Below are 11,364 nucleotides of genomic sequence, written 5' to 3'. Positions count from 1 at the left end.
GGGGGGGGGCGGGGGGGGGCCGCGGCGGGGGGGGGGGGGGGGGGGGGGGGGGGCGCGCGCCCGGGGGGGGGGGGGGGGGGGGGGGGGGGGGGGGGGGCCCGCCCCGGGGGGGGGGGGGGGGGCCCCCCCCCCCCCCCCCCCCCCCCCCCCCCCCGTCCTGCCGGTTCGTCCGCCGCCGTCCTGCCGGTTCGTCCCCCCTGAAGCGCGGGGCCGTCCGCGGGCGCGGACCGCACCGCGCGCGCTCCTGCCGGGACGCGTCCGCCCCGCGCCGTCAGTCCCGCGCCGTCAGTCCCGCGCCGTCAGTCGCGCGCGGTCGCGACCTTCACCCGTGCCGCTATCGGCAGGTGGTCGCTCCCGGTCGGCGGGAGGGTCCAGGAACTCTCCGGTTCGGCGCCCTTCACCAGGATCTGGTCGATCCGGGCCATCGGGAACGACGCGGGCCAGCTGAAGCCGAAGCCGCTGCCCACCGCGCCCTGCGTGGACCGCATCTGGGAGGTGACGGCCTTCAGGGAGCGGTCGTTCATCGTGCCGTTGAGGTCGCCGAGCAGGACGACGTTCTCCAGCGGTTCGCCGGCGATGGCCTCGCCCAGCGCGTCGGCGCTCTTGTCGCGCTGACGGGCCGTGAAGCCGGCCTCCAGCTTCACCCGTACCGAGGGCAGATGGGCGACGTAGACCGCGACCCGCCCGGCCGGGGCGTCCACCGTGGCGCGCATCGCACGCTTCCAGCCCAGCCGGATGTCCACCGACCGCACCTCGCTGAGCGGGTACTTGCTCCACAGCCCGACCGTGCCGACCACCGCGTGGTACTTGTACGTCCCCGACAGCGCCGTCCGGTACGTCGGCACCGCGGACGCCTTGAGCTCCTCCAGCGCCAGCACGTCCGCGCCCGAGGCGGCCACGTCCCGGGCGGTGCCGGACGGGTCGGGGTTGTCGGCGTTGACGTTGTGGGTGGCCACCGTGAGGTCGCCGCCGGCGGCGTTCTTGTCGCTGAGCAGACCGCCGAACAGGTTCAGCCAGACGACCACCGGCAGGATCGTCGCGAGCACCGCCGTCGCCGACCTGCGCACCAGGGCGAGGACGACCAGCACCGGGACGGCCAGCCCCAGCCACGGCAGGAACGTCTCGACCAGACTTCCCAGGTTGCCGACGCGGTTGGGGATGTGGGCGTGCGCCAGCATCACCAGGGCCACGAGAAGTGCGCACACGGCCACGACCCAGCCCCGGCGCCAGATCCCGCGGTCGCCCCGCAGCGCCCCGCCCAGCCGGTGCAACAGGCGCCGAAGCGGGGAGGCAGGGTGCTGGGGACCCTGATGTCCGTCGTCCGTCTCCGTCATGTACGCCTGCTGCGCCATACCGTCGCCTCACAACCTGCCGTGCACACCGTCGCCCCCGTGTCCGTAAGACCCTAGGGGATGATCGGTTCCTTTCCCGCCGCGCGCGGCGGCCGTACGGGAGCGAGGACGTGGCGGATCGCGCGGGCAGTTCCGGGGCGGGGTCGCGAAAGCGTCTTCTGTGACGAAACGCGCACATGGTGACCGCGGTCAGCCGCCGGCCGGGCGCAGCCCTTCGAGCAGCGTGTCGACCACCCGTTCGGCGAGGTCGGCGGGGAGGTCCGCGTCGGGCCGCAGCACCGTGCGGACGAGGACGGGGCCCACGACGACGTCGTTGAGCAGTTCCAGGTCGACGTCGGCGCGCAGTTCGCCGTTGTCGCGGCCCCGGCGCAGCACCTCCAGGCCCACCCGGCGGCGCGGCTCGATGACGGTGTCGTGGTAGGCGGCCCACAGGTGGGGGCTGCTCTTCATCTGGGCGCGGACGTTGTGCAGGATCGCCGAGGTCCGGCCGGCCAGGCCGCGCAGCCGCAGGGACTCCAGCAGCACCACCAGGTCGTCGCGCATGGAGGTGCCGGGGAGTTCGGGGTCCGGGGGTTCGGCGGCCCGCATGACGTCGACGAAGAGCTGCTCCTTGCCGCTCCAGCGCCGGTAGATGGTGGCCTTGCCGACGCCCGCGGTGCGGGCGATGCGCTCGATGGAGAGTTCGGCGAGCGGCACGCCGTCCTCCAGGAGCTTCATCACCCCCTCGATGATGGCGTGTTCGACCGCCTCGCTGCGGGGGCGGCCCCGCGCGGGGCCGCCCTGCCGGGGGCCGGTGCCGGCCAGGTCCACGTCGTGACGTCCTTTCGGTGGCGGGACGACGATTCTCCCCGGTCGGCGGTGGCGGCACGCCACCGCCCGGAGGTTTTCGTCCCCTGCTCCCCCGCGGAACTCCCCCGGCCCGGTGTCAGTCCCCGGTGGACTCCGTTGTGGACACCAGCCGCTGTTCCTCGTCCTCGACCGGGGGGTCCGCCGTGCGGCCGGGCAGGAACACGGCGACGACGACCGCGCCGAGCACCGCGACACCCGCGCCCCACAGCGCCGTGACGTGCATGGCGTGCAGGAAGGCGCTGTCGGCCGCGTCGACGAGGGCACCGGCGCGCGGGCCGAGCCGCTCCGCGACGGCCAGCGTGGCCTCGATGGACTCGCCGGCCGCGTGCCGGGCGGCGGGCGGCAGCACCGCGAGGTCGTCCTGGACGGCGCCGCGGTAGGCGGTGGACAGCACCGAGCCGAGGACGGCGATGCCGAGGGCGCCGCCGACCTGGCGGAACGTGTTGCTCAGCGCGGAGGCGGAGCCGGCCTTCTCGCGGGGCAGGGCCTGCATGATGACGACGCTCACCGGGGTCATCACGTGCGCCATGCCGGCGCCCATCAGGAAGAAGATCACTTCGAGGAGCCAGATCGGGGTGTCGCGGTCCAGCAGGGCGAACGCGGCCAGCATCGCCGCGAGGACCACCAGTCCCGCGGTGGTGGTGGCCTTGTTGCCGAAGCGGTCCACCAGCAGCCGGGCGCGCGGGGCGAAGACCATCTGCGCGGCGGCCAGGGGCAGCATCAGCAGGCCGGTCTCCAGCGGCGAGTAGCCGCGCACGCTCTGGGTGTAGAAGACCGCGAAGAAGGTCACGCCCATCAGCGCGAAGAACACCAGGGCGATGGCGACGATCGCCGCCGAGAACACCTTGTTCCTGAAGTAGCCCATGTCGATGGACGGGTGGTCGCTGCGCTTCTCGGCGATCACGAACGCGGCGAGCACGGCGAGTCCGCCGCCGATGGCGCCGAGCACGACGGAATCGCCGAAGTCGGCGAGCTGGCCGCCCTTGATGATGCCGTAGACCAGCAGGACCAGGCCGGCCACGGACAGTACGACCCCCAGTGGGTCGATCCGGCCCGGGGCGGGGTCGCGGGAGTCGGGCACCAGCCACAGCATCAGGCCGATGCCGAGGACCACGATGGGGACGTTCACCAGGAAGACCGAGCCCCACCAGAAGTGCTCGAGCAGCAGTCCGCCGGTGATCGGCCCGACGGCGATGGCGAGTCCGACGCCGCCCGCCCAGATGCCGATGGCCTTGGGCTGCTCGTCGCGCTCGAAGACGTTCATCAGCACCGCGAGGGTGGCCGGCATGACGAAGGCGGCGCCCAGGCCCATCACCGCGCGGAAGCCGATCAGCTCGGCCGGGGTGCCGGAGAACGCGGCGAGCGCCGAGCCGATGCCGAACACCGCGAGCCCGCCGACCAGCACCTTCTTGCGGCCGAGCCGGTCGCCGAGCAGGCCCGCGGAGAACAGCAGGCCCGCGAAGACCAGGGTGTAGGAGTTGATCGCCCACTCCAGCTCGCTCTGCGTGGCGCCGAGACCGGTGGGGGCGGGCGTCGAGATCGTCTTGATGGCGACGTTCAGGATCGAGTTGTCCAGGACGACGATCAGCAGGCTCAGCATCAGCACGCCGAGGATCGCCCAGCGGCGCCGGTGGACGGCTTCCGGGACCCGGCGGGCGGGGGCGGCAGGAGAAGTCATGGGATCCACCCTAGTGATTTCCGATACGGAACCGTCTCGTATCGGAAAGGCTTTGCCGAGAACTTGCCCCGTCATTGCACCGCACGGCCCCCTCCGGAGCGGCGCGCCACGGCGGGGGCGGAGCTCACGGGGGTGCCTCTGGCCCTCTTCCGGCGGAGGTGCCACCATGGACGTGGTCCGGGGACGCCGTCAGGGCGCCTCGAGATGACGTGTTGGGAGACGGATCCATGACGCAGCTTTCGGCTGCCCAGACCGGGACGCCCGGTTCCTCCTCCGGCGGCAAGACGCTGTACGGGGGCAAGGGCACACGCCGCATCACTGTCCGCGACATCGCGCTCGCCAAGGAGCGGGGCGAGAAGTGGCCCATGCTCACCGCGTACGACGCGATGACCGCGTCCGTGTTCGACGAGGCCGGCATTCCCGTGATGCTCGTCGGCGACTCCGCGGGCAACTGCCACCTCGGGTACGAGACCACCGTGCCCGTCACCCTCGACGAGATGACGATGCTGGCCGGCGCCGTCGTCCGGGGCACCTCGCGCGCCCTGATCGTCGGCGACCTGCCGTTCGGCTCCTACCAGGAGGGTCCCGTGCAGGCGCTGCGCTCGGCGACCCGGCTGGTGAAGGAGGCCGGGGTGGGCGCCGTGAAGCTGGAGGGCGGCGAGCGCTCGCACCGGCAGATCGAGCTGCTGGTGGAGTCCGGCATCCCCGTGATGGCCCACATCGGGCTGACCCCGCAGTCGGTGAACGCCATGGGCTACCGGGTGCAGGGCCGCGGCGAGGAGGCCGCGCAGCAGCTGCTGCGGGACGCCAAGGCCGTCCAGGACGCGGGCGCCTTCGCGGTGGTCCTGGAGCTGGTGCCGGCCGAGCTGGCCGCCGAGGTCACCCGGACGCTGCACATCCCGACCGTCGGTATCGGCGCGGGCCCGGAGACCGACGCCCAGGTGCTGGTGTGGACCGACATGCTCGGGCTGACCGGCGGGCGGGTGCCGAAGTTCGTCAAGCAGTACGCGAACCTGCGGGACGTGATGACCGGGGCGGCCAAGGCGTTCGCCGAGGACGTGGTCGCCGGGTCCTTCCCGCAGGAGGAGCACTCCGTGCACTGACCCCCGCCCGGGTGCCGGGAGCCACTGCCGTACACCCCTGTGAGCCACTGCCGCACCACCGCGACGGCCCGCCGATCTTCCCCCGTCGGCGGGCCGTCGCCTTGCCCGGGGCCGGTCCCGGGCAGGCGGCACGGGGTGTCGGCGGGATGTCGGCAACGCTGTCGGCGGGATGTCGGGGCTTTGTCGGTGGCCGCTGGAATCGTCTGGGCCATGACGCGAAACGACAAGGGAACGGGGGGCGCGGGAAGCGCCGTGACCGTGCGGGGACTGGTCAAGCACTACGGGGAGACCAAGGCCCTGGACGGTGTCGACCTGGACGTGGCCGAGGGAACCGTGATGGGGGTGCTCGGGCCGAACGGGGCCGGCAAGACCACGCTGGTGCGCGTCCTGTCCACGCTGCTCGCACCGACCGCGGGCCACGCCACCGTCGCCGGGTACGACGTGGTCCGCCAGCCCCGGCAGCTGCGCCGGGTGATCGGGCTGACCGGGCAGTACGCCTCCGTGGACGAGAAGCTCTCCGGCTGGGAGAACCTGTATCTGATCGGGCGGCTGCTGGATCTGCCCCGCAAGGAGGCGCGGTCCCGCGCCGACGGGCTGCTGGAGCGGTTCTCGCTCACCGAGGCCGCCCGGCGCCCGGCGGGCACCTACTCCGGCGGGATGCGCCGCCGGCTCGACCTGGCCGCCTCGATGATCGGCCGCCCGGCCGTGCTGTACCTGGACGAGCCCACCACCGGTCTCGACCCGCGCACCCGCAACGAGGTGTGGGCCGAGGTCAAGCGGCTGGTCGGCGACGGGGTGACGGTACTGCTGACCACCCAGTACATGGAGGAGGCCGAGCAGCTCGCCTCCGAGCTGACCGTGGTGGACCGCGGCAAGGTCATCGCGAGCGGCGGCATCGAGGAGCTGAAGGCCAAGGTCGGCGGCCGCACGCTGCGCGTCCGCCCGGCCGACCCGCTCCAGCTGCGCCCGCTCGCGGCTGCCCTGGACGGGCTGGGCATCACCGGGCTCGCCGGCACCACCGTGGACGCCGAACGGGGCGCGGTGCTGGTCCCCGTACTCAGCGACGAGCAGCTCACCGCCGTGGTCGGCGCGGTCACCGCCCGCGGGATCACCCTCAACTCCCTCACCACCGAACTGCCCAGCCTGGACGAGGTGTTCCTGTCCCTCACCGGACACCGCGCCAGTGCCCCGCAGGACCCCCTGCCCGCCACCACGTCCGAGGAGGTCGTCGCCGTATGAGTGCCGCCACCGCCGCTCCCGCCGCCGGCGTCCGCACGGACGCGCGGATCTCGCCGCGGGCCCATCTGCGCCACACCGGCGCGCTCGTGCGCCGCAACCTGCTGTGGATCCGGCAGGACCCGGAGTCGATGTTCGACGCCGTGCTCTTCCCGGTCGTCTTCACCCTGCTGTTCGTCTACGTCTTCGGTGGCTCGATCGGGCAGTCGCTGGGCGGCGGGCAGGACGCCTACGTGCAGTACATCGTGCCCGGACTGATGGCCATGATGGGCATGAACATGGCCCAGGGGGTGGGCACCGGGTTCAACCAGGACTTCAACACCGGGGTCATGGACCGCTTCCGGTCGCTGCCCATCGGGCGCGGCTCGGTGCTGTTCGCGAAGATCTCGGTCGAGCTGGTGCGCATGCTGATCGCCACCACGATCCTGCTGGTCGTCGGGGTGCTGGTCGGCTTCGACATCACCCACTGGCCGGGGCTGTTCGCCGCCGTGGGCCTGTCCACGGTGTTCGGGTCCGCCCTGATGTGGATCTTCCTCACGCTGGGCGTGGTGATGAAGAACGCCCAGTCGGTGCAGGCCATGGGCTTCCTGGTGCTGATGCCGCTGCAGTTCGGCTCGTCGATCTTCGCGCCGACGCAGTCCATGCCGGGCTGGCTGCAGAACTTCACCGAGTACAACCCGCTGTCCGCGCTGGCCGACTCCGCCCGCGGGCTGATGGTGGGCGGCCCGGTCGCCCACGACCTGTGGATGGTGCTGGCGTGGTCCGTCGGGATCACGGCGGTGATGGCGCCGGTCGCCATCCACAAGTTCCGTACGAAGACCTGATCAGGACGGGTCCAGCAGGGCGTCGGCCTCTTCCTCGGAGAGGCCGGCGCCCTCGGCGTACGCGTCCTCGTAGTCCGCGTCGCCGAGCGCCGCGCGGGCGCGTGCCTCCGCGCGTTCGCGCACCGCCCGCTCCACGAGCCCGGACCGGTGCCCGGGTGGCAGCCACGCGTCGGCGGCTCCGACGCAGCGGGCCGCGTCCCGGGCGTGCCGCCCCCCGTCGAGGGCGGCGAGCGCGACGGCACCGAGGGTGACGTACGCCGAGTGCATGTGCGGTGCCATGGCAGTGGCCAGTGGATCCTTGGCCTGCCTGACCGCCTCGCGGACGATCTCCAGGCCCCGCTCGTCATGGCCCGCGGCCACCTCCAGCCAGCCCTCGGCGCCGAGGATGAACGCGTCGAAGACGACGTAGTGCGCGATGCGGAACTCCTCACGCAGGGCCCGCAGATGCTCGCGGGCCTCCTCGGTGCGCCCGGTGGTGCTGAGCCAGCCGGTCAGGAAGAGCCGGGCGGCGGGCAGCGCCTCGGTGTGCCGGCCCTTCGTGCTGTCGATGACCTCGCGCAGCAGCCGTTCGCCGCGCTCCGCCTCGCCCGCCTCCAGCAGCGCGTTGGCCAGCCGGGCGGTGAGCACGTCCGCGTGGGCGCGGGCGTCCAGGCGGTCGGCGTGTCTCCTGGCCGCCTCGAAGTCCGCGGCGGCCTCGTGGAACTCCCCTGCGCGTTCGCGGGCCTCGCCACGGGCGGAGAGCGCCTCGGCGATCCCCCAGGTGTCGCCCAGCCTCCGGTGGATCTCCAGCGCCTCGTCGGCGTCCCTGCGGGCGTCTCCGGCCCAGTCGCTGCGGTTGGCCAGGAAGTTGGCGCGCAGCTGGAGGCCGGCGGCCAGCTCCCATTCGAACCCCGGGTTGCCCCGGCAGGTGCGGATCGCCGCGTCGACCACCTGGCGCAGCCGTTCCATGTCGCCGGTCAGCATCACGGCGAAGACCCAGAGCAGCCCCGGTGGCCGGCAGACCTGCGGCATGCCCGGCTCGTACGTCGCCGTGATGAGCCGCAGCTTGTGCTGGGCCTGCGGGGTCTGCCAGTCGTCCAGTTCGGTGTCCATGTGGGCCAGGTGGGCCAGGTGCACCCCGCGGCGGGCCTCGGCGAGGAGTTCACCGGTCATCGGGGGCGGGGCGTCGGTGCAGCGCTCCCACAGCGGTGCGGCCGGCCTGACCGGATCGGTGAACGGGTCGGGGGCGAGGGCCATGACCTCGGAGCACCAGTTGCGGGCCTCGATGCGCAGGTCGCGCATCTGCCAGTACCAGACCAGGGACAGGGTGATGCAGAGCGCCTCCTGCTCGTCGCGCAGGGCGACGGCGTGACGCAGGGCCGTGCGGACGTTCTCGTACTCCCGCTCCAGGCGGGCGACGGCGACCGTCTGGCCCGCCCCGCGCAGCATCGGCTCGGTGGTGCGGGCCAGTTCGCGGTAGTACGTCAGGTGCGCCCGCTCGGTGTCGGCGCGCCACCCGGTCTCGTCGAGGCGTTCGGCCGCGTACTCGGAGACGGTCTCCAGGAGCCGGTAGCGCATCCCGCCGTCGCCCGAAGGGGCGGCCACCACCAGCGACTTGTCGACGAGGGAGCCGAGCGCGTCCAGGGCGGCCGGACCGCACACGGCCTCGGCGGCGGTGAGGTCGCAGCCGCCCGCGAAGACCGACAGACGGCACAGCACGTCGCGTTCGCCGGTGTCGAGCAGGTCCCAGGACCAGTCGACGACGGCCCGCAGGGTCTGCTGCCGGGGCAGGGCGGTGCGGCTGCCGGAGGTGAGGAGGCGGAAGCGGTCGTCGAGCCGGTCGGCGATCTGGCGCGGGGTGAGCATCCGCAGCCGGGCGGCGGCGAGTTCGATGGCGAGCGGGAGGCCGTCGAGGCGGTGGCAGATCTCGGCGCACGCCTCGGGGTCGTCGTCGGTACGGAAGCCGGGGCGGGCGGCGGCCCCGCGCTCGGCCAGCAGGCGCAACGCGACCGGTTCGGGCAGGGGCTCCACCGGGCGCAGCAACTCGCCCCGGACGTTGAGGGGTTCGCGGCTGGTGGCGAGCACGGTGAGGCCGGGGCAGCGTTCGAGGAGGGTCTCCACGAGCCGGGCGGCGGCCTCGACGACGTGTTCGCAGTTGTCGAGGATCAGCAGCATGCGGCGGGGCCCGCAGTGCTCGGCGAGCCGTTCCACGGGGGCGCTGTGCCGCTCGGTGACGGCCCGCATACTCTCCGCGCCGGCGCCGTACAGCACGGTCTGGCGGGCGCCGACCGCGGTGAGGACCGCCTCGGGCACCGCGTCGGGATCGTCCACGGGGGCCAGTTCGGCCAGCCACACCCCGTCGGGATGGGCGGCCCGTACGGTCTCGCCGGCCTCCTGCGACAGCCGGGTCTTGCCCGCCCCGCCCGGTCCGAGGAGCGTCACCAGGCGGGCGGCGGTCAGGTCCGAGCGGATCGCCTCGATGTCGCTCTCCCGGCCGACGAACGAGGTGAGCCGGGCACGCAGGTTGCCGGGCGGTCCGCCCGCCTGCCGCTCGGGCGGCCGGCCCGGCTCGGGGGTGAGCAGCTCGGCGTGCAGGGCGCGCAGTTCGGCGCCGGGGTCGGAGCCGAGCCGGTCGGCGAGCAGGCGGCGCACCTCCTCGTAGGCGTGGAGCGCCTCGGCGGTGCGGCCGGTGTCGCGCAGGGCGCGCAGCCGCAGCGCCTGGAGGGGTTCGTCGAGGGGGTGGCTGTCGCACAGGGCGGTCAGTTCGGGCAGGGACTGCTCGGCGTCGCCGAGGGCCAGGGCGGCGGTGTGCCGGGCGCGCAGCACGTCCAGGTGGCGGGTCTCGACGCGGGCCGCCTCGGCGGTGCGGTCGGGCAGTCCGGCCAGCGCGGGGCCGCCGCGCCACAGCGCGAGGGCGTCGTCGAGCAGGGCGGCCGCCTTGGCGGGGTCGCCGTCGGACAGGGCCCGCAGGCCCTCGCCGGCCAGCCGCTCGAAGCGGTGCAGGTCGACGTCGTCGGGGGCGGCGGTGAGCCGGTAGCCGCCGTCGACGGAGGCGACCGCGTCGGCACCCAGCACCCGGCGCAGCCGTCCGACCAGGGCCTGCACCGCGCCGGTGGCGTCGGCGGGCGGGTCGCCGTCCCAGACCTCCTCGACCAGCATGCCGACGGGCACGGTGCGGCCGGGCCGCAGGGCGAGCACGGTCAGCAGGGCGCGCAGCCGTGCCCCGCCCACGGGGACGACGGTGCCGTCGGGGCGGACTGCCTGGGTGGTGCCGAGGATGCGGTAGCGCACGGGGTCCATTCTCTCCGGTGCCGGCCGCGGCGGTGAGGCGGCCCGGCGTCAGGGGCGCCCCCACCTTGCACGGAACCGGCTGCCCGTGCGAAACGTTTTCCCGGCGTGCCCGGTACGGTCGGGCAGACGCGCGGGCGCCCCCGCCCCGCCCCGCAAGCCCTGGGAGTTCCATGACCACCGCCGCCACCCGTTCCGGCGACCGCAGGGTCAGCCCCGTCTTCCTGGGCATCGTGGCCGTGACGGCGGTCACCGGCTGGGCCACCTGGACCGGGTTCTCGGACGTGCCGGGCCTCGCGGTGTTCCTGTTCGTGACCTCCGCGTGGATCGTCTCCCTGTGCCTGCACGAGTACGCGCACGCGCGCACCGCGCTGCACAGCGGTGACATCTCGGTCGGCGCGAAGGGCTATCTCACGCTGAACCCGATGAAGTACACGCACGCCCTGCTGAGCATCGTGCTCCCCGTGGTCTTCGTGATCATGGGCGGGATCGGTCTGCCGGGCGGCGCGGTGTTCATCGAGCGGGGCCGGATCCGGGGCCGCTGGCGGCACAGCCTGATCTCGGCGGCGGGCCCGCTGACCAACGTGCTGTTCGCGGCCGTGTGCACGGCGCCGTTCTGGCTGGGCGTGCTGGACGGCGTGCCGCCCGCCTTCCGGTACGCGCTGGGCTTCCTCGCGCTGCTCCAGGTGACGGCCGCGATCCTGAACTTCCTGCCGGTGCCGGGGCTGGACGGCTACGGCGTGATCGAGCCGTGGCTGTCGCGGGAGGTCCGCCGGCAGGTGGAGCCGTTCGCCCCGTTCGGGCTGCTGTTCGTCTTCGCGCTGCTGTGGGTGCCGTCCGTGAACGGCGTCTTCTTCGACGGGGTGGACGCGGTGCTGCGCGTTCTGTGCGTCGAGGAGATCGACAGGTATTGCGGCTTCGATCTCTTCCGCTTCTGGCAGGAGACGGGCGAGGTCTGCGTGGTGTGAGGTCTCGGCGCCGCCGGTGCCGGGGACTGTCGTACGCCGGGTGCGGGCCGGTGGGGGTTGCTCGCGCGGTTCCCCGCGCCCCTGGAG

General features: G+C 73.7%; 8 protein-coding genes. 4 read left to right on the top strand and 4 right to left on the bottom strand.

What is annotated here, in order from left to right:
- Positions 1 to 299: 299 nt before the first annotated feature.
- From ACIF8S_RS07050 to ACIF8S_RS07040, 3 genes are all read right to left on the bottom strand, one after another.
- Positions 300 to 1,352 carry an endonuclease/exonuclease/phosphatase family protein gene (locus ACIF8S_RS07050; protein ID WP_399997786.1) on the bottom strand — a complete coding sequence of 351 codons (1,053 nt, stop codon included), beginning with the start codon at positions 1,350 to 1,352 and terminating at the stop codon, positions 300 to 302.
- A gap of 189 nt (positions 1,353 to 1,541) precedes the next feature.
- Positions 1,542 to 2,162 (bottom strand): TetR/AcrR family transcriptional regulator, encoded by a 621-nt coding sequence (locus ACIF8S_RS07045; protein ID WP_024882709.1) that lies wholly within the window; start codon positions 2,160 to 2,162, stop codon positions 1,542 to 1,544.
- 115 nt (positions 2,163 to 2,277) lie between these two features.
- Complete coding sequence (locus ACIF8S_RS07040) at positions 2,278 to 3,879, bottom strand: MFS transporter (RefSeq protein ID WP_399997784.1); 1,602 nt, start codon at positions 3,877 to 3,879, stop codon at positions 2,278 to 2,280.
- Between the two features lie 227 nt (positions 3,880 to 4,106).
- Between ACIF8S_RS07040 and panB the strand changes: the two genes are divergently transcribed.
- From panB to ACIF8S_RS07025, 3 genes are all read left to right on the top strand, one after another.
- Positions 4,107 to 4,982 (top strand): 3-methyl-2-oxobutanoate hydroxymethyltransferase, encoded by an 876-nt coding sequence (gene panB / locus ACIF8S_RS07035; RefSeq protein WP_024882711.1) that lies wholly within the window; start codon positions 4,107 to 4,109, stop codon positions 4,980 to 4,982.
- Positions 4,983 to 5,192: 210 nt separating this feature from the next.
- The gene (locus tag ACIF8S_RS07030) at positions 5,193 to 6,221 is read left to right on the top strand and encodes an ATP-binding cassette domain-containing protein (protein ID WP_399997783.1); all 1,029 of its coding nucleotides are present in this window, start codon (positions 5,193 to 5,195) and stop codon (positions 6,219 to 6,221) included.
- The gene (locus ACIF8S_RS07025) at positions 6,218 to 7,042 is read left to right on the top strand and encodes an ABC transporter permease (RefSeq protein WP_399997782.1); all 825 of its coding nucleotides are present in this window, start codon (positions 6,218 to 6,220) and stop codon (positions 7,040 to 7,042) included. Before ACIF8S_RS07030 ends, ACIF8S_RS07025 begins: the two co-directional genes overlap by 4 nt.
- Here the strand turns inward: ACIF8S_RS07025 and ACIF8S_RS07020 are convergent, their stop codons facing one another.
- Positions 7,043 to 10,321 (bottom strand): BTAD domain-containing putative transcriptional regulator, encoded by a 3,279-nt coding sequence (locus tag ACIF8S_RS07020; protein WP_399997781.1) that lies wholly within the window; start codon positions 10,319 to 10,321, stop codon positions 7,043 to 7,045.
- A gap of 161 nt (positions 10,322 to 10,482) precedes the next feature.
- On the opposite strand from ACIF8S_RS07020, the gene ACIF8S_RS07015 reads away from it, so the two are divergent.
- Positions 10,483 to 11,277 carry a site-2 protease family protein gene (locus ACIF8S_RS07015; RefSeq protein WP_399997779.1) on the top strand — a complete coding sequence of 265 codons (795 nt, stop codon included), beginning with the start codon at positions 10,483 to 10,485 and terminating at the stop codon, positions 11,275 to 11,277.
- Positions 11,278 to 11,364 lie beyond the last annotated feature (87 nt).

The sequence above is a fragment of the Streptomyces sp. NPDC085937 genome, from assembly GCF_044540535.1.
Taxonomy (GTDB): Bacteria; Actinomycetota; Actinomycetes; order Streptomycetales; family Streptomycetaceae; genus Streptomyces.
The sequence above is the reverse complement of the archived record's forward strand: the minus strand, read 5'-3'. Positions and strand labels throughout refer to the sequence as shown.

What these genes read in the sequence shown, in the direction of transcription:
- ACIF8S_RS07050 (WP_399997786.1), bottom strand. Translation starts at nt 1,352, where the DNA reads ATGGCGCAGCAGGCGTACATGACGGAGACGGACGACGGACATCAGGGT.
- ACIF8S_RS07040 (WP_399997784.1), bottom strand. Translation starts at nt 3,879, where the DNA reads ATGACTTCTCCTGCCGCCCCCGCCCGCCGGGTCCCGGAAGCCGTCCAC.
- panB (WP_024882711.1), top strand. Translation starts at nt 4,107, where the DNA reads ATGACGCAGCTTTCGGCTGCCCAGACCGGGACGCCCGGTTCCTCCTCC.
- ACIF8S_RS07030 (WP_399997783.1), top strand. Translation starts at nt 5,193, where the DNA reads ATGACGCGAAACGACAAGGGAACGGGGGGCGCGGGAAGCGCCGTGACC.
- ACIF8S_RS07025 (WP_399997782.1), top strand. Translation starts at nt 6,218, where the DNA reads ATGAGTGCCGCCACCGCCGCTCCCGCCGCCGGCGTCCGCACGGACGCG.
- ACIF8S_RS07020 (WP_399997781.1), bottom strand. Translation starts at nt 10,321, where the DNA reads ATGGACCCCGTGCGCTACCGCATCCTCGGCACCACCCAGGCAGTCCGC.
- ACIF8S_RS07015 (WP_399997779.1), top strand. Translation starts at nt 10,483, where the DNA reads ATGACCACCGCCGCCACCCGTTCCGGCGACCGCAGGGTCAGCCCCGTC.